Source organism: Pseudomonas sp. MS19, from assembly GCF_013277615.1.
Classification (GTDB): Bacteria; Pseudomonadota; Gammaproteobacteria; order Pseudomonadales; family Pseudomonadaceae; genus Aquipseudomonas; species Aquipseudomonas marincola.
Genome location: NZ_VBTO01000005.1, coordinates 426,071 through 446,192, shown reverse-complemented (window position 1 = coordinate 446,192; position 20,122 = coordinate 426,071). Strand labels below are relative to the sequence as shown.

Annotated in this window: 19 protein-coding genes and 1 pseudogene; 9 read left to right on the top strand and 11 right to left on the bottom strand. The window is 58.5% G+C overall.

Annotated features, from left to right (window positions below):
- Positions 1–111 precede the first annotated feature (111 nt).
- The 6 genes from phhA to ggpS all read left to right on the top strand — a co-directional run bounded on the left by phhA (position 112) and on the right by ggpS (position 7,900).
- Entirely contained in the window at positions 112–897 is a 786-nt protein-coding gene (gene phhA / locus FEZ62_RS04455) for a phenylalanine 4-monooxygenase (protein WP_069900436.1), read from the top strand.
- A gap of 83 nt (positions 898–980) precedes the next feature.
- Positions 981–1,337: a 4a-hydroxytetrahydrobiopterin dehydratase gene (locus tag FEZ62_RS04450; protein ID WP_069900437.1), complete on the top strand. Its 357-nt coding sequence runs from the start codon at positions 981–983 to the stop codon at positions 1,335–1,337.
- Complete coding sequence (locus tag FEZ62_RS04445; RefSeq protein ID WP_172926934.1) at positions 1,334–2,533, top strand: aromatic amino acid transaminase; 1,200 nt, start codon at positions 1,334–1,336, stop codon at positions 2,531–2,533. Before FEZ62_RS04450 ends, FEZ62_RS04445 begins: the two co-directional genes overlap by 4 nt.
- A 138-nt stretch (positions 2,534–2,671) precedes the next feature.
- A complete protein-coding gene (locus FEZ62_RS04440) occupies positions 2,672–4,009 on the top strand; it encodes a DUF2254 family protein (RefSeq protein ID WP_172926933.1) in 1,338 nt (445 codons plus the stop codon).
- Between the two features lie 165 nt (positions 4,010–4,174).
- Positions 4,175–5,440 (top strand): MFS transporter, encoded by a 1,266-nt coding sequence (locus tag FEZ62_RS04435; protein ID WP_172926932.1) that lies wholly within the window; start codon positions 4,175–4,177, stop codon positions 5,438–5,440.
- Positions 5,441–5,620: 180 nt separating this feature from the next.
- Positions 5,621–7,900, top strand: coding sequence for a glucosylglycerol-phosphate synthase (gene ggpS / locus FEZ62_RS04430; protein WP_090515296.1), 2,280 nt, complete (start codon positions 5,621–5,623; stop codon positions 7,898–7,900).
- A gap of 71 nt (positions 7,901–7,971) precedes the next feature.
- Here ggpS and FEZ62_RS04425 read toward each other — a convergent pair whose 3' ends face one another.
- The 6 genes from FEZ62_RS04425 to zwf form a co-directional block, all read right to left on the bottom strand.
- A complete protein-coding gene (locus FEZ62_RS04425; protein WP_172926931.1) occupies positions 7,972–8,388 on the bottom strand; it encodes a VOC family protein in 417 nt (138 codons plus the stop codon).
- A gap of 29 nt (positions 8,389–8,417) precedes the next feature.
- Positions 8,418–8,837 carry a YciI family protein gene (locus FEZ62_RS04420; protein WP_090515300.1) on the bottom strand — a complete coding sequence of 140 codons (420 nt, stop codon included), beginning with the start codon at positions 8,835–8,837 and terminating at the stop codon, positions 8,418–8,420.
- Between the two features lie 162 nt (positions 8,838–8,999).
- Positions 9,000–9,440 carry a 3-isopropylmalate dehydratase gene (locus FEZ62_RS04415; protein WP_069900444.1) on the bottom strand — a complete coding sequence of 147 codons (441 nt, stop codon included), beginning with the start codon at positions 9,438–9,440 and terminating at the stop codon, positions 9,000–9,002.
- Positions 9,441–9,575: 135 nt separating this feature from the next.
- A complete protein-coding gene (locus tag FEZ62_RS04410) occupies positions 9,576–10,247 on the bottom strand; it encodes a bifunctional 4-hydroxy-2-oxoglutarate aldolase/2-dehydro-3-deoxy-phosphogluconate aldolase (protein ID WP_242454879.1) in 672 nt (223 codons plus the stop codon).
- Positions 10,248–10,259: 12 nt separating this feature from the next.
- On the bottom strand, positions 10,260–10,982 hold the full coding sequence (gene pgl / locus FEZ62_RS04405; protein ID WP_172926930.1) for a 6-phosphogluconolactonase: 723 nt from the start codon (positions 10,980–10,982) through the stop codon (positions 10,260–10,262).
- Positions 10,969–12,438: a glucose-6-phosphate dehydrogenase gene (gene zwf, locus FEZ62_RS04400; RefSeq protein ID WP_172926929.1), complete on the bottom strand. Its 1,470-nt coding sequence runs from the start codon at positions 12,436–12,438 to the stop codon at positions 10,969–10,971. Before zwf ends, pgl begins: the two co-directional genes overlap by 14 nt.
- Before the next feature lie 172 nt (positions 12,439–12,610).
- Between zwf and FEZ62_RS04395 the strand changes: the two genes are divergently transcribed.
- Positions 12,611–13,480, top strand: coding sequence for a MurR/RpiR family transcriptional regulator (locus FEZ62_RS04395; protein WP_069900448.1), 870 nt, complete (start codon positions 12,611–12,613; stop codon positions 13,478–13,480).
- Here the strand turns inward: FEZ62_RS04395 and FEZ62_RS04390 are convergent.
- Both FEZ62_RS04390 and edd read right to left on the bottom strand, forming a co-directional pair.
- Positions 13,477–14,430 (bottom strand): glucokinase, encoded by a 954-nt coding sequence (locus FEZ62_RS04390; protein ID WP_172926928.1) that lies wholly within the window; start codon positions 14,428–14,430, stop codon positions 13,477–13,479. The genes FEZ62_RS04395 and FEZ62_RS04390 overlap by 4 nt on opposite strands.
- A complete protein-coding gene (gene edd, locus FEZ62_RS04385) occupies positions 14,427–16,253 on the bottom strand; it encodes a phosphogluconate dehydratase (protein WP_172926927.1) in 1,827 nt (608 codons plus the stop codon). Before edd ends, FEZ62_RS04390 begins: the two co-directional genes overlap by 4 nt.
- Positions 16,254–16,387: 134 nt before the next feature.
- On the opposite strand from edd, the gene gap reads away from it, so the two are divergent.
- On the top strand, positions 16,388–17,389 hold the full coding sequence (gene gap / locus FEZ62_RS04380; RefSeq protein WP_172926926.1) for a type I glyceraldehyde-3-phosphate dehydrogenase: 1,002 nt from the start codon (positions 16,388–16,390) through the stop codon (positions 17,387–17,389).
- Between the two features lie 79 nt (positions 17,390–17,468).
- On the opposite strand, the gene FEZ62_RS04375 is transcribed toward gap, so the two are convergent.
- A complete protein-coding gene (locus FEZ62_RS04375) occupies positions 17,469–17,900 on the bottom strand; it encodes a helix-turn-helix domain-containing protein (RefSeq protein WP_069900452.1) in 432 nt (143 codons plus the stop codon).
- Between the two features lie 63 nt (positions 17,901–17,963).
- On the opposite strand from FEZ62_RS04375, the gene FEZ62_RS04370 reads away from it, so the two are divergent.
- A complete protein-coding gene (locus tag FEZ62_RS04370) occupies positions 17,964–18,587 on the top strand; it encodes a cation transporter (RefSeq protein ID WP_172926925.1) in 624 nt (207 codons plus the stop codon).
- A gap of 37 nt (positions 18,588–18,624) precedes the next feature.
- Here the strand turns inward: FEZ62_RS04370 and FEZ62_RS04365 are convergent.
- A pseudogene (locus FEZ62_RS04365) lies at positions 18,625–19,511 on the bottom strand (LysR family transcriptional regulator).
- A 94-nt stretch (positions 19,512–19,605) separates the two neighbouring features.
- Entirely contained in the window at positions 19,606–20,019 is a 414-nt protein-coding gene (gene arfB, locus FEZ62_RS04360; protein WP_172926924.1) for an alternative ribosome rescue aminoacyl-tRNA hydrolase ArfB, read from the bottom strand.
- Positions 20,020–20,122 lie beyond the last annotated feature (103 nt).

Below are 20,122 nucleotides of genomic sequence, written 5' to 3'. Positions count from 1 at the left end.
ATTTCCACTCATTGCGCCAATCAGGCGCCTGTAACGCTAGCTGCAAGCACCTGCAACCTGCGGTATCCCTATAGCTACACAACAACAAAGCCCCAGCAGGAGGCAGCAAGCATGAAGAGCACGCAATACGTGGCTCGGCAGCCCGACGAGAACGGGTTTATTGACTACAGCGAAGCTGAGCATCAGGTATGGAATACCCTGATTACCCGCCAGATGGCTGTGATCGAAGGGCGCGCGTGCGAGGAATACTTCGATGGCATCGAGCGGCTGAAACTGCCGACCGAGCGCATTCCGCAATTGGCTGAAGTGAACAAAACCCTGCAGGCCACTACCGGCTGGAGCGTGGCCCGCGTGCCTGCGCTTATTCCCTTCCAGACCTTCTTTGAGTTGCTCGCCAGCAAGCAGTTTCCGGTCGCAACGTTTATCCGCACCCCCGAAGAACTCGACTACCTGCAAGAGCCGGACATCTTTCATGAAGTGTTCGGCCACTGCCCGTTGCTGACCAACCCGTGGTTTGCAGAATTCACCCACACTTATGGCAAGCTGGGTTTGCAGGCGAGCAAAGAAGAGCGGGTTTATCTGGCCCGCCTATACTGGATGACTATTGAGTTTGGCCTGGTAGACACCAGCCAGGGACGACGCATCTATGGCGGCGGCATTCTCTCGTCACCCAAAGAAACCGTTTACTGCTTGTCTGATGCGCCTGAGCATCAGGCTTTCGATCCGCTGGAGGCGATGCGTACGCCTTACCGTATCGACATTCTGCAGCCGCTGTATTTCGCCCTGCCCAACCTCAAGCGCCTGTTCGATCTGGCCCACGAGGACATCATGGCAATGGTTAAAACAGCGATGCAACTGGGCCTGCACAGCCCCAAATTTCCACCGAAAGCGGCCTGACAACGGCGCCTTTCGATTAAGCACTTTGGTACACCTTGAACGAGGCAGCCAGATCGCTGCCCAACACTTTTTTGGAGAAACCCATGAACGCCCTGACCCAAGCCCATTGTGAAGCCTGCAGCGCCGGCGCACCGCAAGTGTCCGACGCCGAACTACCGGAACTGCTGAAACTGATTCCAGACTGGAACATCGAGGTGCGTGACTCGATCATGCAACTGGAGAAGGTGTACCTGTTCAAGAACTTCAAACACGCGCTGGCCTTCACTAACGCCGTAGGCGAAATCTCCGAAGCCGAAGGCCACCACCCGGGCCTGCTCACCGAATGGGGCAAAGTAACCGTGACCTGGTGGAGCCATTCGATCAAAGGCCTGCACCGTAACGACTTCATCATGGCCGCACGCACCGACGAGGTTGCGAGCACGGCCGAGGGGCGCAAGTGAAACATTTTTCACCGATCCTGCGCGTACCGGGTGACCCGATTCTGAGCCTGATGGAGGCCTATCAGCTCGACAGCAACCCTGCCAAATTGGATCTGGGCGTTGGCGTTTACCGTGACGCCAACGGTCAAACCCCGATCCCCAGCGCCGTTAAGCTGGCCGAGCAGCGCCTGGTCGAAACTGAAACCACCAAGGGTTACATCGGCGGCCATGGCGATGCGTTGTTCTGCGCGCACGTGACCCGGCTGGTGCTTGGCGATCAGTCGCCGGTACTCGCCGATGAACGTGTTGCGGCCACGCAAACGCCGGGTGGCACCGGTGCCTTGCGCCTGGCAGCTGACTTTATCAAGCAGTGCTTGCCGGGGCGTGGAATCTGGCTGAGTGATCCAACGTGGCCAATTCACGAGAGCATTTTCGCCAGCGCCGGGCTAGCGGTTAATCATTACCCCTATGTCGACGCGGACAACCGCCTTAATGTCGACGCCATGCTGGCTGCATTGAGCCACGTGCCGCGTGGCGATGTGGTGCTGCTGCATGCCTGCTGCCACAACCCGACGGGCTTCGACCTCAGCCAGGCCGATTGGCTTCAGGTGCTGGAGTTAGTTAAAGCGCGCGATTTACTGCCGTTGATCGACATCGCCTATCAGGGCTTTGGCGACGGACTCGAAGCCGATGCCTGGTCGGTGAGACTGTTCTGCGAGGCACTGCCCGAGGTGCTGATTACCAGTTCCTGCTCAAAGAACTTTGGCCTTTACCGCGAACGCACCGGTGCGCTGATTGTGTGCGCCCATTCGAGCAGCAAGCTGACCGATGTGCGCAGCCAACTGGCCTTCATCGCCCGCAACCTGTGGTCGACACCGCCGGCACATGGCGCCGCCGTGGTCGCCACCATTCTCGACGATGAGGCGCTACGTAAACTCTGGACCGATGAGCTTGAAGGCATGCGTCAGCGCATTGCCAGTTTGCGCTGCGCACTGGTCGATGCCTTGAAGCCTTATGATCTGGCCGAGCGTTTTGGCCATATCGCACACCAGCGTGGGATGTTCTCGTACACCGGTTTGACGCGCGAGCAGGTCGAGCGCCTGCGCGAACGTCACAGCGTCTACATGGTCGGTTCAGGCCGCGCCAATGCGGCTGGAATCGACGCTCGGCGGGTCGATCAACTGGCGCAAGCGATTGCCGACGTCTGCAAGGTTTGACCGGTCAAATCAGTTAAGTGCCCGGCTTTGTGCGGTGTTTAGCGCAGAGCCGGGCAGATTAACCCGCGCAAGGTTCGGCTCATCGCGGCGTACTTCGCTATAGTTGGCCTATTCGTTTTCACATGAGCGCGACTCACAGTGGCCAGCCCTTCCAACATTCTGTTTCGGCTTTACCAACGCACCATTCATAGCCTGGCGTTTTACCCGACGGTAATCGCCCTGGGCTTTTTGTTGCTCTGCATACTGACCATGTCGATTGAATATCAGTCGTGGCTGATGAGCATCAAGCAAAAAATCGACATCGGCCTGGTGCGAAATGCCGACAACGCACGGCTGATTCTCGGCACCTTGGTTGGCGGCATTCTGTCGCTGATGGTGTTCAGCTTCTCGATGGTCATGGTGGTACTCAACAACGCCGCCGCAGCGCTTTCGCCCCGGGTAATTCCCGGTTTGGTGAGCAGCAAGAGCCATCAAAAGACCCTCGGCGTCTACCTCGGCACCATTCTTTATTCCCTGCTGCTGATTACCACCATCGAACTTAACGGCAGCGACAAAGTACCCAGCCTCGGCGTGCTGATTTCACTGGGTCTGGGCATTGGCTGCCTGGGCTTGTTCGTGCACTTCATTCGCTCGATTTCGCAGTCGATTCAAGTCGAGCACATCCTCAGTAATCTATTCACCACCACCCACTGCAAACTCCAGGGCCGGATCAAAAAGATACAGGCACTGGAAACTTCACCTGAATGGCCCAACGACCAAAACTGGGCACAGACCCGATCACAACGCAGTGGCTATTTCAAAGCGCTGAATGTCGCCGCCGCCAATCAAATACTCAAGGAAAACGACCTGCAAATGACTGTGCTGGTCCATCACGGTTTCTTTGTCAGCACTGGCCACCCGCTATTCAAGACCAATCGACCAGGCAACGAAGAAATCTGCCAGCAGTTGCTCGACTGCTTCGACTTCTTTATCGAGGAGTACGCAAGCATTCATTACTTTTTCGGCTGCAAGCAAATCTCTGAAATTGCGGTCAAGGCGCTGAGCCCCGGCATCAACGATCCGGGCACTGCGATCAAGGCCATTGACCTGCTCAGCGTGCTGTTCACTCAACGCTTGCAGTTGCCGGACTTCGATGTAGCTGAGCTGGATGACGAACCGCCCCGCCTCTACATCCGCGAGCTTACAGTCGCGCAATTACTGCAATTGGTTTTGGGCTCTATTCGCACATACGGGGGCGCAGATCCGGGCGTGCTTACAACGTTGCTGCAAGCCCTTAAAAACATGCTGTATGCCTGCCCGCAAACCCGCTACCAGAACGAAATTATTGATTACGCCAAGAGTGTTCTCGACACCGCCGATGCGCAATTGCTCAACCCACGCGACCGTCAGGAGCTGAATGCATTCGTGCAGCGTTTTAACGCGGCGCCACTGCAAAATGAAACGGCACTGAAACCTCTGGAGATCGATGCGCGATAACACAATTGCGCCCCACGCTGGTGCATTTTGCCGCCATAAAAAATTAATCGATTTATTTATGTCGGTAAAAACATATATAAATCAGATAGTTAGCAGTAACAATAAATTACTATTGGCGCGCTTCGTGCTTGCTATCACGCACAGAGTTCCCTAGGGTAGTTCGCCATGTGGTCCCTAATTGCCCCAATCAGTTCACTGCTGAGTGGGGTTGCATTACTCCTGCTCGGCAATGGTCTGCTCAATACATTACTGACGCTGCGTGGTGTGGCCGAAGGCTACTCCACCGGAATGCTCGGACTGATCATGTCCGGGTACTTTGTCGGTTTCCTTCTCGGTACCTGGCTGGCGATTCCGCTGGTCAGGCGCGTCGGGCACATTCGTGCGTTTGCCCTGTGCGCCGCCCTCGCTGCGATCTCCGTTCTGGTTCACGTCATCATCATCAACCCTTGGGTGTGGCTTGCATTGCGGGTGCTGTACGGTCTGGCGCTGGTCAGTCTGTACATGATCATCGAAAGCTGGCTCAACGCTAAAGTCAGCAACGAAAAACGCGGTCTGGTGTTTGCCATCTACATGGCGGTCAACCTCGGCGCGCTGGCCGCGGCCCAGCAATTATTAGGCTTAGCCGCCCCGACCGAATTTGTACTGTTCTCGTTGTCGGCCATTTTGATTATTGCGGCGTTGATGCCAATCACCATGACCCGCCAATCGCAGCCGACCGTACCGGAAACCCTGCACACCAACCTGCGCGAGATCGCCCGCATTGCGCCGCTGTCGATTGCCGCAGCGGGCTTGTCCGGACTGGCGCTGGGCGCGTTCTGGGGCATGGCACCGATTTATGCCAGCCTCAGCGGCTTCGATGCCCGCGGCGTCGGTTTGCTGATGAGTGCCACGATTCTCGGCGGCGCCTTGCTCCAGCTGCCCATTGGCCGCTACTCCGACAAGCATGACCGACGTCTGGTGATGTTCTGGATCGTGGCGTTGTCTGTGGTCATTTCACTTGCAATGAGCCTGGTCACTGCCGGGCCACTATTGATGGGCCTGTTCTTCATTTGGGGCGGCTTGACCTTTGCCATCTATCCAATTGCGGTAGCCAAGCTGATCGACCAGTTGCACAGTGATGAGATTCTTGCCGGCTCAAGCAGCCTGCTCATGGTCAACGGTATTGGCTCGGTATGCGGCCCGCTATTGGTCGGCGTGCTGATGGAGCATTTGGGCGCGCATGCCCTGCCACTGTATTTTGCTGTGGTCCTTGGCCTGCTTGGCGTCTATACCTTTTACCGACTGCGTCGTGTCAGTGAACTGGTCAGCGGTGATCAGGCGCACTTTGTGCCCATGCTGCGCACCAGTCACACCGTGCTCGAGCTCATGCCTGACGCGCCCGCTGAAGATGAGCCAACCGAATCCGAGGGGCCAGCCCCTCAACACCCGTAGGCGCGGCGCTACGCCCGCCTGCATAACAACAAGGCAGCCACCTTATGGTCAGCTGCCTAATGCAGTGCCTATCGAATCTGTCGCCAGCCTGCGCGGCTGCTGTACATGAATCGATAGCACTTAGCTCGTCGGCCATTGTCGGCGCGTCACTGCACCACTTACTGGACAGGGAGACAGCGCATGCTACTTGCTACCGATCTTGATGGAACCTTTCTCGCTGGCGATCCCGAAGATCGTCTAAGTCTTTACCAGACCATTGCCGCTCACCCGGAAATCAAACTGGCTTACGTCACCGGCCGCAGCCTTGAAGCGGTGCTGCCGCTGCTGGCAGACCCAACACTGCCAATGCCCGACTACATCATCGCCGATGTGGGCGGCAGCATCGTTTACGGTGATTCATTGCAACCGGTGCAACCGCTGCAGAACAACATCGACGCGCTCTGGCCCGGCGAAAGTCAGGTCGCCAGCGCCGTGGAAGGCTTTGCACTGGAGCGTCAGGATGTTCCGCAAGTGCGTCGCTGCTCGTATTTCTGCAGCCCGGAAGAGGCGTCGAATCCAGCCTTGATCGAAGTGGCCGAGAAGCTCGGTTGCGACCTGCTCTACTCCGCCGAACGCTATCTCGACTTCCTGCCCAAGGGCGTCAACAAAGGCACCAGCCTTGAGGCACTTGCCGACTGGCTGGAGCTGGAAGACGACCAGGTACTCGCCGCTGGCGATACGCTCAACGACCTGAGCATGCTCAGCACCCGTTTCAAGGGTGTGTGTGTTGGCCAGTCCGAATCAGCCCTGCTCGAATCAACCGCGCACCACTCACGCACGTTGCACGCCAACCGCAGCGGTTGCGGCGGCATTCTGCAAGCGTTTGCCCACTTCGGTTTCCTTGGCGAACACGGTATTGCCGCCGAGCGCCGTCAGGCCGCGCAGCCGGGCAAAGCCGAAATGGTCATGGTTTATCACCGCCTGCCTTATGAGGAATACCGCGGCGCCGATGGCAAGTTACAGCGCCGTCGACCGACATCACCTAACGGTATTATCCCGACCCTGCTGAGTTTCTTTGGCGATGGTCGTCCCGGCTCCTGGGTGGCGTGGGCCATCCATGAAGGCGATGAAGCAGACGCCTTTGAGACCCACACCACGGTAGACGCCGAGCGTTACCCAAAGCTCAAAGCGGCGCGTGTGGCGCTGACCAAGGAAGAGGTCGACATCTTCTACAAGCGCTTCTCCAAGGAAGCCTTCTGGCCGACGCTGCACACCTTCTGGGAGCGCGCACAGTTCCGCGAAGAGGACTGGGAAGTGTTCCTCAAGGTCAACCGTGCTTTCGCCGAGCGCACGGCACTGGAAGCCGCAGAAGGCGCCACCGTATGGCTGCACGACTACAACTTGTGGATGGTGCCCGGCTACTTGCGTGAGTTGCGCCCCGACCTGCGCATCGCCTTCTTCCACCACACCTACTTCCCGTCAGCAGATGTATTCAACGTGCTTCCATGGCGCCGCGAAATCATTGGCAGCCTGCTTCAGTGTGATTACATCGGCTTCCACATTCCGCGTCAGGTCGAAAACTTCGTTGATGTGGCGCGCGGTGTAACGCCGCTGCAGACCGTCAGCCGGCAAAATTGTGCGCCGCGCTTCATCACCTACGGTTGCGCCGTGGGCCTTGAGCGCATGACCACTGCCGTGGACACCGGCAGCCGCACCGTCAAGCTTGGCGCGCATCCGGTGGGCCTGGATATTGACCGGGTACGTACAGCACTCGAAAGCCCGAAAATTCGTGAAATGATGGATCGTCTGCGCGAAGAGTTGGTGGGTGTGAAGCTGATCCTCTCGGTTGAGCGCCTCGATTACACCAAAGGCATTCTGGAAAAGCTCCAGGCTTATGAGCGCATGCTCGACGAGAACCCTGAGCTGCTCGGCAAGGTGACGCTGGTCACGGTGTGCGTGCCGGCAGCCAAGGAAATGACAATTTACGATGAGTTGCAGTCCCAGATCGAGCAAGCCGTCGGCCGAATCAACGGACGTTTTGCGCGCATCGGCTGGACCCCTTTGCAGTTCTTCTTCCGCAGCTTGCCGTTCGAGGAAGTCAGCGCCTGGTACGCCATGGCCGACGTGATGTGGATTACCCCACTGCGCGACGGGCTGAATCTGGTCGCCAAGGAGTTTGTCGCAGCGCAGGGCTTGCTGGGCGGTTGCGGCGTGTTGGTGCTGTCGGAGTTTGCCGGTGCGGCCGCCGAACTCAAGGGCGCGCTGCTGACCAACCCGCACGACCCGAAGGATTTGGCACAAACCTGTTACTGGGCGCTCAACCTGCCCAAGACAGAAGCTCAGGCGCGCCTGCGCGAGCTGTTCGATATCGTCAGCTACAACGACATTCGTCGCTGGGGTGACGAGTTCCTCGCAGCGGTTGCCGATGAGCCGCAGCAGCCGGTAGACGCCGAACTGGCGCGTATCGGCATGGCCTCGTAAGACCCGCCAAATTGCCGTGTAGCCTGCTCAAGCGGGCTGCACGGCAATCATGTGGTTAGCCCCGACGCGAATCAGGCGTTATCTTTTTCGCAGTTGATCAGCCAGGAAACACCGAAGCGATCGACCAGCGACCCGAAGCGCACTGCCCAGAACGTTTGCGCCAGCGGCATTTCCACCGTGCCCTGTTCAGACAACGCATCAAATACCCGCTGCGCCTCGCTAATGCTCACGACATTGAGCGTGATCGAGCAGCCTTTCATGCCAGAAAATGGCTCTGCCGACGCGGTATCCGACGCCATTAGCAGCTGGCCATCAACCTCAAGGCAGACATGCATCACCCGATCCAGAAACGGCTCGGGCATCTCTGCACATTCAGGGTTTTCGCGGTAGCGCATCAGCGCCTGGATTTCGCCCTTGAGGACCTTGGCATACAACTGAAACGCCGCTTCTGCCTGGCCATCAAACATCAGGTAGGGATTTATTTTCATGATCGACTCCCGCCAATTAAGGCGCTCACCTAATCTGCCAGTCGCGCACGCAACTGGGCTTCCTGCTCACGCAAGGGATCATCGAAAGCCGCGCCGAAATCATCGTCTTCAAGGATCTGGCGAATTTCGATGTCACTGTCACTGATCATCGGGTTTGGGCAGCGCTTGACCCATTCGATCGCCTCATCCAATGAGTCGACGCGGAAAATCCAGAAGCCCGCGACCAGATCATTTGGCGAGCCGAATGGCCCATGAACCACCTCACGGGAAGCACCACTGAAACGCACACGGGCACCATGCCGGCTGGCTTTCAATCCCTCACCCGAGACCAGCACACCGGCCTCGACCAACGCCTCGTTATACCGACCCATTTCGGTGAGAAGCTCGCGAGTGGGCATGATGCCCGCCTCGGTTTCAGGGCTCGCCTTGACCATAACCATAAAGCGCATAATCAAACTCCATCCGGGTATTCGATAGTGCTACCAACAGCACGGGCCGCTCATGACACAAAGCAACTGAAGAGTTGATAGCCAAGGATAAAATTCTAGTCATAAAAAAACACCCGGCGAGTGCACGGGTGTTTTTTAGATAGATGGCCAGAGTGTTGGCGATCAGGGCGCCTCAGCTTCTGCCTGAACTTCTACCTTGCGGATATCGAACCCGCCTTTGTTTTCACTGACGATGCGAAACTCCTGAGACTGGCCTTTCTCGACCCGCACCTTGAGTTCGCGCTCAAGACGGCCGTTGTTGCAGAGGAACTCGCCCTGCTCGTCAATGGCGATGCCGAGGATGTGATTGCCGGGTGAGACGTTGAACCGTGCGGATTCGCCTACGGCAATGCGCGCGGCGACGCTGCGATCGACCTTGACGGCAATGTAGCAGCCACCGCCCATGAAACCGTAATCCCGATTGACCACCAGCTCACCGGTGTTCTCCCCCGGCTCCTGAAACGCGAGGAAGCGATCTTCAGCAATAGGCTTGACCTTCTCGGCGGGAACAGATGAACAACCAACCATAACGAGTGGTAACAACATCGCAACGATCAAGCGCATATAAATCCTCCATGAGTGAGATACAGCTGGCCAACACTATGCCACTACTGCGAGACGCGGCTCAATCAAAGCTGGCGCATCTGTAACAAACCGTTGCAATCAACCAGCGAACTTGCAAAGCGGCTTTGCACTTCGCTAGTCGAGCAAGCGTAACGCCTCGGCGCTGCTTTGGCTGACCTGAGCCCAGTCGCCCTGCGCTATCCACTCTTTATTCAACATCCAGGTTCCGCCCACACACATGACATTTGGCTGCTCGATATAGCTGCGAACATTGGCCGGGCTCACCCCCCCTGTCGGGCAAAACCGCGCGGCGGCGAAAGGCCCGCCCAACGACTTGAGCGCCGCCACGCCGCCGCATACCTCCGCCGGGAATAGCTTGAAGCGCCGATAGCCAAGGCCGTAGCCAAGCATCAATTCAGAGGCCGTGGCGATGCCTGGCAGCAATGGCACGGCGCTGTGCATCGCGAACTTGAGCACCTCTTCAGTCGAGCCCGGCGTGACGATAAATTGCGCGCCCGCCTGCTCAGCGGCACTGAAGGTGGCGGCGTCCAGCACCGTGCCGGCGCCAACACACAACTCCGGGCGCTGCTTGCGCAGCAACTCGATAGCGGCCAGGCCGTGTTCGGAGCGCAGCGTCACTTCCAGAACCGTCAAACCACCTGCGGCCAAGGCATCGGCCAGCGGCAGAATATCGGCTTCACGGGCAATCGTGATCACCGGCATGATCCGCGCCTGCGCGCAGATCTGATCAAGCCGGGCAGTCTTTTCAGCCATGTGCCGCTGCAACTGTTGTTCGGTCATAGACATGGAGGCGAATCCTTAGCCCTGCGGGCTCCAGTAAATTTGCAGTGGTGGCCGCATGAAAGCGCGCACGGGCATGGCAGAAGTAGCGTCAAGGTCACTGACGACCTGTTGCAAGGTGTCGAGTTTGCTGGCCCCCTGCACCGCGAGGAACTGCACATCGGCAGATGCCAGCAACGCATAGGTCATGCTGATGCGCTGATGCGGCACACCCGGCGCCAGCATCGGCACGCAGCGCGTGGTGTTGCCTGGCAGCAGGGCTTCATCGAGCTGAGGATTACCGGCAAACAGCGACGCACAATGGCCGTCATCGCCCATGCCCAGCACCAGCACATCAATCGGCGGCAAGTACGCCAGCGCCTCATCAGCCAACTTTGCAGCCGCCTGTAACGTGGCCCCGCCATGATAGAGCCCGACAAAACGCGCCGCCGCGCATGCACCTTGAAGCAGATGCTTGCGCAGCAGGCCTTCGTTGCTGTCCGGATGGGTGACCGGCACCCAACGCTCATCCGCCAGACTGATAACGACCTTGGCCCAATCCAGCGGCTGTGTCGCCAATGCTTCAAAGAAGGCAATCGGGCTGCGCCCGCCAGACACCACCAGCGTTGCCACGCCACGCGCCACAATAGCCTGGCGCAACACATCGGCGACGTTGTGCGCCAGCGAAGTTGCCATTTGCTGAGGCTTTTTCAAACAATGAGCAATCACGCCTTCAGGCAACGCCAGCTCAGAGATCGCCATACCAGGACCTCCCGTCTCGGGCTATCAGATTAATCGAAGCCATTGGCCCCCAAGTTCCTGCTGCATAAGGTTTGGGTGTATCACCGAGCTTGTTCCAGCCGGCGACCAACTGATCACACCATTGCCAGGCATGTTCAATTTCGTCTTTGCGAACAAACAGATTCTGGTTGCCGCGCATCACTTCAAGCAGTAAGCGCTCGTACGCATCCGGTATCCGCGCACTGGGATAAGTGTCGGAAAAACTCAGCTGCAGAGGCCCGCTGCGCAACTGCATGCCCTTATCCAGTCCTTGATCCTTGGTCATCACTTGCAGCGAGATACCTTCATCCGGTTGCAAGCGAATGATCAGCCGGTTGCTGATCAGTGCACGCTGTTCTGGCGCAAAGATGTAATGCGGCGGCTCTTTGAAATGGATGACAATTTGCGAAAGCTTTTCCTGCATGCGCTTACCGGTGCGCAAGTAGAACGGCACGCCCGACCAACGCCAGTTGCGAATATCTGCGCGCAGCGCAACAAAGGTTTCGGTGTTGCTGTGCGCGTTGGCGTTGTCTTCTTCCAGATAGCCAGGCACGGCTTTGTTGCCCGAGGTTCCGCCAATGTATTGGCCACGCACCACGCGCTGGCTCAGCTGTTCCGGGCTGATGGATTCGAGCGCTTTGAGCACCTTGACCTTCTCGTCACGAATGCTGTCTGCCGAGAGGTCGCTCGGCGGGTCCATGGCGATCAGACAAAGCAATTGCAGCAGGTGATTCTGAATCATGTCGCGCAACTGCCCGGCCTTGTCGAAGTAACCCCAGCGCCCTTCGATGCCCACCTTCTCGGCCACGGTGATTTCCACGTGGGAGATATGATTCTGGTTCCACTGGGTCTCGAACAGGCTATTGGCAAACCGCAGGGCAATCAGGTTTTGCACGGTCTCTTTGCCGAGGTAATGGTCTATCCGGTAAACCTGTGTCTCGGCAAAAAATTGCGCCACGGCGTCGTTGACCGCGCGTGATGATTGCAGGTCATGGCCAATCGGTTTCTCCAGCACCACGCGGGTAATGCCGGCCAAACCCAGGCGCGCCAGATTGGCGCAGATGCCGCCGTAAACAGCAGCAGGCGTGGCGAAATAGGCAATCACCTGGCGGGCATCACGGGTGGCATCGGCGAAGGCGCGGTAATCGTCCTCAACCAGAAAGTCCATGCGCAAATAGCGCAGGCGCGCCTCGAACCGTGCCATTACCGCATCATCATGTTCATTGACCGGCACATATTGGCGCAGTGCATCACTGATCAGCCCAAGGTAATGCTGCGGCTCTCCGGCATCACGGGCCAGCGCCAGAATCTGCGTGTCGCAGTTAAGCAACCCCGCCCGATCCAACTGGTAAAGCGCCGGATACAGCTTGCGGAGCGCAAGGTCACCCAGCGCGCCAAACAGCGCGAAGGTGCAGCAGTCAACCGTAATGCTAGGCATGATGTTAGTTCTTTTAACAATGAAACCTAGATTTAACCGCTACGACTGATTTTTTCAAGGACTAATGTAGTAATAAAAACAACATATCTCAGCTACACTAGGTTGATGTGGCCGCAACGCATGGGCGCCAGTACGATAGCCCTGCACTTTATCGACCGAATAAGGAATAAAAATGGATCGTGCGCGTAATCTTCTGGAGCAAATCCAGGGCCGCCTCGACACGCTGAGCAAGGCGGAACGCAAGGTCGCCGAAGTCATTTTGCGCAACCCGCAGCAGGCCACTCGCCTGAGCATAGCTGCGCTGGCGCAAACCGCTGAGGTCAGCGAACCGACAGTCAATCGCTTCTGCCGCTCGTTCGGAGTTAACGGCTATCCGGAACTGAAAATGCAATTGGCTCAAAGCCTCGCCAGCGGCGCGGCTTATGTCAGCCGTGCAGTCGAGGCCAGTGACGGGCCGGATGCCTACACCCGCAAGATTTTTGGCAGTGCGATCGCCTCACTCGACAGCGCCTGCCAGTCACTTGATCCGCAGCTGATCAGCCGCGCAGTGGACATGATGATCCAGGCCCGGCAGATTCACTTTTTCGGCCTCGGCGCCTCGGCGCCCGTCGCACTCGACGCCCAACACAAATTCTTCCGCTTCAATCTGGCAGTCAGCGCCCACGCCGATGTGCTGATGCAGCGCATGCTGGCGTCGGTCGCACACACCGGTGAGTTGTTCGTGATTATTTCCTATACCGGGCGCACCCGCGAACTGGTCGAAGTCGCACGCATTGCCCGTCAAAACGGCGCATCGGTGCTGGCGCTTACCGCAGCCGGCTCACCACTGGCCAAAGCCAGCTCGCTGAGCGTGGACATTCCCCTGCCGGAAGACACCGACATCTACATGCCGATGACCTCGCGCATCATCCAGCTGACCGTTCTTGATGTGCTGGCGACGGGCGTAACCCTGCGCCGTGGCGTGGATTTCCAGCCGCACCTGCGCAAGATCAAGGAGAGCCTCAACGACAGTCGCTATCCGGTCGACAGCGACATCGACTAACCGGCCTGCTGCAACGCCACACCCGCGCCCAACAAGCCCGGGTATGGCGCGGTTACCAGCCAAACCGGAACATCCGCCAGATAATCACCCATCGCGCCTTTGTCGGCGAAAGCGGCCGCAAAGCCGCTGCGCAAGAAGAAGTCGGCAAATCTCGGCACCATTCCACCGACGATGTACACGCCACCGCGCGCGCCCAAACTCAACACATGGTTTCCCGCCACGCGGCCCAGCCACACGCAGAACTGCTCCAGCGCCGCTGCTGCCAGCGGCTCACCTTGCAACGCCGCCGCACAGATTTGCGCGGCATTTGCGTGTTGCGCCGGCTGACCATTGCGCTGGCACACCGCCGCGTACAAAGCCAGCAACCCCGCGCCGCTCAATACATCTTCGGCCTGCACAGCCCCGAGTTGCCGGTGCAGCAACAACCAAAGCTCAGCCTCGGACTCACTGCCAATCGGCAAGTCGACATGCCCGCCCTCACCCGGCAACGCCTGCCACTCGCCTGCGCCTTTAGGCAACAGATTCGCCGCGCCCAAGCCTGTACCCGGCCCCATTACCACAACCGGGCGATCCGCCTGCGCATGACCAGCGCGCACCGCCAGCCGCTCACTCGGCTCGAGCAACGTAACGCCGAGCGCGGTGGCGGCAAAGTCATTAATCAGCAATAACCGCTCGATGTGCAGAGCCTGGCAAAAGGCGCTGCGGTTGATTCGCCAGTGGTTATTGGTGAACTGAAAGTCGCCATCACTCACCGGCCCGGCGCAAGCCAGGCACACGGCACTGCCCGCACCCAGAGACAAACCGGCTCGCTCAAGGTAAACCGCCAGCGCAGACTCGGGGCTGGAGTAATCCGCTGTCGCCAGCACCTCGATTTGCTCAAGGGCGTTGTCGCGCCACACGGCGAAACGCGCATGCGTGCCGCCAATGTCGCCGACAATTGCCACTATCACTTAAGCGACTCCAGACTCTGGGTGAAGGCGCTGGCGCCCTGCTCGGCGGTGCTGAATGAGTGGCGCATAAAGGCGAACAGCTCACGGCCGCAACCGACGCCGTTGTCCAGCAGGCCCGGCGCATTTTCACGAGCGGCCAATTCGCCATCGCTGAGCAACACGCTCAGCTCTCCGGTCAGGCCGTTGAGGCGGATAATGTCGCCATCGCGCACACGTGCCAGCGGGCCGCCATCAAAGGCTTCGGGACACACATGAATGGCCGCCGGAATCTTGCCCGACGCACCGGACATACGCCCGTCGGTTACCAGCGCCACCTTGAAACCGCGATCTTGCAGCACGCCGAGAAACGGCGTCATCTTGTGCAACTCGGGCATGCCGTTCGAGCGCGGGCCCTGAAAACGCATCACCGCGACCACGTCGCAATCCAGTTCACCGGCCTTGAACGCATCGGCCAGGGCTTGTTGATCCTGAAACACCCTGGCAGGCGCCTCGACAACCTGATGCTCCAGCGCCACCGCAGAGACCTTCATCACGCCACGGCCGAGATTGCCCTCCATCACCCGCAATCCGCCTTCAGGCGAGAACGGGTTAGCTACCGGCCGCAGCACGCTTTCGTCGTAACTCTTGCCCGGCCCGTCACGCCACACCAGTTCACCGTCCTGCAGGAACGGCTCTTGGGTATAGCGGCGCAAACCGTGCCCGGCAACTGTGTTGACGTTGTCATGCAGCAAGCCGGCATCAAGCAATTGAGCAATCAAAAACGCCATGCCGCCTGCGGCCTGGAAGTGATTGATATCGGATTTACCATTGGGATAAACATGCGCCAGCGTCGGCACCACCGCCGACAAGTCGGCCATGTCCTGCCATGTCAGTTGTATGCCGGCTGCCCGGGCAATCGCCGGTAAATGCAGGGTGTGATTGGTCGAGCCGCCAGTCGCGCTGAGGGCCACAATGGCATTGACCAGACAGCGCTCATCAACAATCTCGGCCAGCGGCGTGAACTGCCCGCCCTGTTTGGTCAGTTGGGTTATCTGCCGCGTAGCAGCGACCGTCAGCGCATCACGCAGCGGCGTATTCGGGTTAATGAACGAGGCGCCGGGCAAGTGCAGCCCCATCACTTCCATCAACAATTGATTGGTGTTGGCCGTGCCGTAAAAGGTGCAGGTGCCGGGGCTGTGATAAGCACTCATTTCAGCTTCGAGCAGTTCATCACGGCTGGCTTTGCCCTCGGCATAGCGCTGGCGTACGTCGGCTTTTTCCTTGTTCGACAGTCCCGAAGGCATCGGACCAGCAGGAATGAACAGGGTTGGCAGATGACCGAAACGCAGCGCGCCCATCATCAGGCCCGGCACGATCTTGTCGCAAATACCCAGATACAGCGCGGCATCAAACATGTTGTGTGACAGCGCCACGGCCGTCGACATGGCAATCACTTCGCGGCTGGCGATGCCCAGCTCCATGCCGGGCTCACCCTGGGTGACGCCATCACACATCGCCGGTACGCCACCGGCAAACTGGCCGACAGAGCCGACATCGCGCAGCGCCTGTTTAATCTGCTCGGGGTAATCCTTGTACGGCTGATGCGCCGAGAGCATGTCGTTGTAAGCCGAAATGATCGCCACGTTGGCGGCATTCATCAGGCGCAGCGACTGCTTGTCTTCCGCGCCGCAACCGGCCACACCATGAGCGAAGTTGGCGCATTGCAACTTGCCACGCTGCGGGCCGTCACTGGCCGCCGCCGCAATCATCGCCATGTAGCGTTCGCGGGTGGCGCGACTGCGCTCAATCAGACGGTCTGTTACCTCGATAACACGGGGATGCATGATATTGACTCCGGGCTCGTGATAAGCCGCATTAGTAACATCTAACAAAATAATGCGTTTAATAACGCCTTGATTTCTATTTAAACAGGAGTAATTTTGGTTTTCCAACAACAAAACCAAAAACGGACAAGCTTATGACGCTGCGTATCGCTATCAATGGTTTTGGTCGAATTGGCCGTAACGTCCTGCGCGCGCTGTATACGCAGGATTACCGCCAGCATCTGCAAGTCGTTGCCATCAACGACCTCGGCGAAAGCGCCATAAATGCCCACCTGCTCAAGCACGACAGCGTACACGGCCTGTTCGATGCGAGCATCGAATACGATGACCACAGTATTAGCGTAAACGGTGACCGCATCGCTGTCAGTGCAATTGCCGATCCCGGGCAATTGCCGTGGCAAAAACTACAGGTCGATGTGGTGTTCGAATGCAGCGGATTATTCACCGAACGCAGCAAGGCTGCCGCCCACCTCAAGGCCGGCGCCAACAAGGTGATTATCTCGGCGCCCGCCAAAGGCGCTGACGCAACCGTGGTATTCGGGGTGAATCACGACATTCTGCGCGCCGAACACCAGATTATTTCCAGCGCTTCCTGCACCACCAACTGCCTGGCCCCGGTCGCGCAAGTGCTGCATCGCGAACTGGGCATCGAAAATGGCCTGATGACTACCATTCACGCCTATACCAACGACCAGAACCTGGCCGATGTGTATCACAGCGACCCTTATCGCGCCCGCTCAGCCACCCAATCGATGATTCCCAGCAAGACGGGCGCTGCCGAAGCCGTAGGCCTGGTGCTGCCGGAACTGGCCGGCAAGTTGACGGGCATGGCGGTGCGCGTACCGGTGATCAATGTGTCGCTGGTGGATCTGACCCTGAATGTTCAACGCCAGACCAATCGCGATGAGGTCAATGCGATGATGCTTGCCGCCAGCGAACGATCATCTGTACTCGGCTATAACAGCCTGCCGTTGGTGTCATGCGACTTTAATCACAACCCACTGTCGTCGATATTCGACGCCAACCACACGCGCGTCAGCGGCAACCTGCTCAAAGTAATGGCTTGGTACGACAACGAATGGGCGTTCTCCAACCGCATGCTCGATAACTGCATTGCCCTGTGCGCGGCGCGCTGACTGGCGCTTGCAGCGACAAACCGCAGAGTCATTGGGCCTTCACTTGCTTCTGCGCCAAGTGAAGGCCCGACAGCCGCGCTTAGCTATCCAGTTGCAAAGGCTCGATACAGCAGGCGCGATTGTCCAGCGCCTCAAGCAGTCGACAATGCTGCGCCTCATGGCTTTCACAGCCCTCAAGCTTGGCCAGCTCGGCACGCATGCGTTGCAAGTCGCGGACACGTTCATCTATCGCCGCAATGTGCTCACGTACCAGTTTGTCGGCAGCCTCGCATGAGCGATGCGGTTGGCTGGCCAAGCCGAGCAAGGTACGAATTTCGTCGAGACTGAAACCCAGCTCGCGACCACGGCGAATAAAGCGCACGCGGTCTACATCCACCGGCTGATAGTGACGATAACCGGAAGCGCTGCGGTGCGGTTCCGGCAACAGGCCGCTACGCTCATAGAAGCGGATAGTTTCGAGGTTAACGCCACTTTCGCGGCTCAGCGCACTGATGGTAAATGGCTTACTCACCTGTTGACTCCGTAGTGACTACAGGGTTTAGCGTAGCGCTCATTACCTGACAGGAGAAGCAAAATGTCTGCAAATTGCTGCGCTCATACACCGCAAACACCACCGGACAAGGGCTACCGGAAAATCCTCTGGCTGGCATTGATCATCAACTTCGCCATGTTCGTGGTCGAGATTGCCAGCGGTTTCCAGGCCGGCTCGGTGTCGCTTTTGGCTGACTCACTGGACTTCCTCGGCGACGCCGCCAACTACGGCATCAGCCTTTGGGTACTCGGCATGGCCGTTGTATGGCGCGCCAAGGCCTCGCTGTTCAAAGCGTTCTCGATGTTGGTGTTCGGCTGCGGCGTATTGATTGTGGCCGTGTGGCACGCGGTCAATGGCGTGGTGCCCGAAGCGCAAACCATGGGCGTGATCGGTACGCTCGCGTTAGCTGCCAACCTGCTGACGGCAGCGCTGCTTTACGCCTACCGTGAAGGCGACAGCAACATGCGCAGCGTTTGGCTGTGCACCCGTAACGATGCCATCGGCAACATTGCCGTTCTGATTGCCGCACTGGGTGTATTCGGCACCGGCAGCGCCTGGCCTGACCTGATTGTTGCCAGCATCATGGCCAGCCTGGCCATCAGCGCCGCGTATCAGGTCACTCGCCAGGCACGTGATGAACTGCAGGCAGAGGCGCACAGCCATTGAGCTCCCTGACGCCAGCCTCGCAGAATCGGCGCGATCATCACCTGACCATATGACTGCTCAGGTAATCGATGAAACAGGTGATCCGCGCCGCCAATGCCGTGTTGCGGTAATACACGGCATTGATTGGCTGCATCGATTCGAGCGTGTCCTGCGGGCAAACCTGCACCAGATTACCCAGCGCGCAATCCGCTGCGGTCATGAAGTCCGACAGGCACACGATGCCGTTCCCAGCCAAGCCCAACTGGCGGATTGTCTCGCCACTTGAGGCATAGAGGCTGGGTTGATCATCCAGCCATCACCCTGCGCATGGCGCAGCGGCCACAGGTTAAGGCTTTCTGGCTGGGTGAAACCGATCAGGCAATGCTGCCTCAACGCATCGACCGATTCGGGCACGCCGGCGCGCTGTAAGTATGCAGGACTTGCCAGCACGCGCCGCTGGCTGCTGCCAAGCGGCCTGGCGTGCAAGGTCGAGTCACGCAACGGGCCAATACGTATCGCCACATCGGTGCGCTGCTCGAGCAGATCGATTATCTGATCGCTGCTATTGAGTTCCAACTCGATATCCGGATACAGCGCCCGGAACCCGTCAACCAGCGGCACCACGACATGCAGCATAAACGGCGAGGCCGCATTTACCCGCAGGCGTCCGGCCGGCTTTTGCCTGCGCAGGGCCATCTGTTCTTCGGCCTCTTCCACCGAGGCGATGATCTTGCGCGCCTGCAGCAGAAATGCCTGCCCCTCCTCGGTGATTTCCAGCCGCCGGGTGGTGCGCCGCAACAGGGTTACATCGAGCTTTTCTTCAAGCCGACTGAGAGCCCGGCTAACGGCGGATGCAGTCTGTTCCAGCAATTCTGCAGCCGCACTGATAGAGCCGCAGTCAATGACCGCGACGTAGGCTTGTAACTCATCAAGGGTCGATTTCATTGCTGAACTTTAATCAAAAAAGACGGCGCAAAACAGCTCTGTTCACGCATGAATCCTCAGAGCCAACGCCGGCCACCGACGTGCTCTGCCGTGATTAAAAATCGACTTTGCCGCGGCCGGCCTTGATCGCCCCGCGCTTGGTCTTGCCCTCAAGCCGGCGCTTCTTGGAGCCAAGAGTTGGCCTGGTCGGGCGCCGGGCTTTTTCGGTTTTAGCCGCACTGCGGATCAACTCAACCAGACGTTCCAGTGCATCCGCGCGGTTTTGTTCCTGCGTGCGGTATTGCTGCGCCTTGATAATGATCAAACCGCTCGCGGTAATCCGGCTGTCGCGCAGCGCCAACAAACGCTCCTTGTAGAACGGCGGCAATGAGGAGGCCTGAATGTCGAAGCGCAAATGCATGGCGCTCGATACCTTGTTGACGTTTTGCCCGCCCGCACCCTGAGCGCGGATAGCCGTAAGCTCGACCTCATCGTCTGGCAAATGAACGCTATTTGAGACTTCCAGCATGCTCGCAATTCTTGATAAATGAGCTGCAAGCATAACCCGACTCGCACCCGGGCTGGGTTTAAGCCTGAGCCCGGTAAATTTTAATCACGCTTTTTCAGTGCCA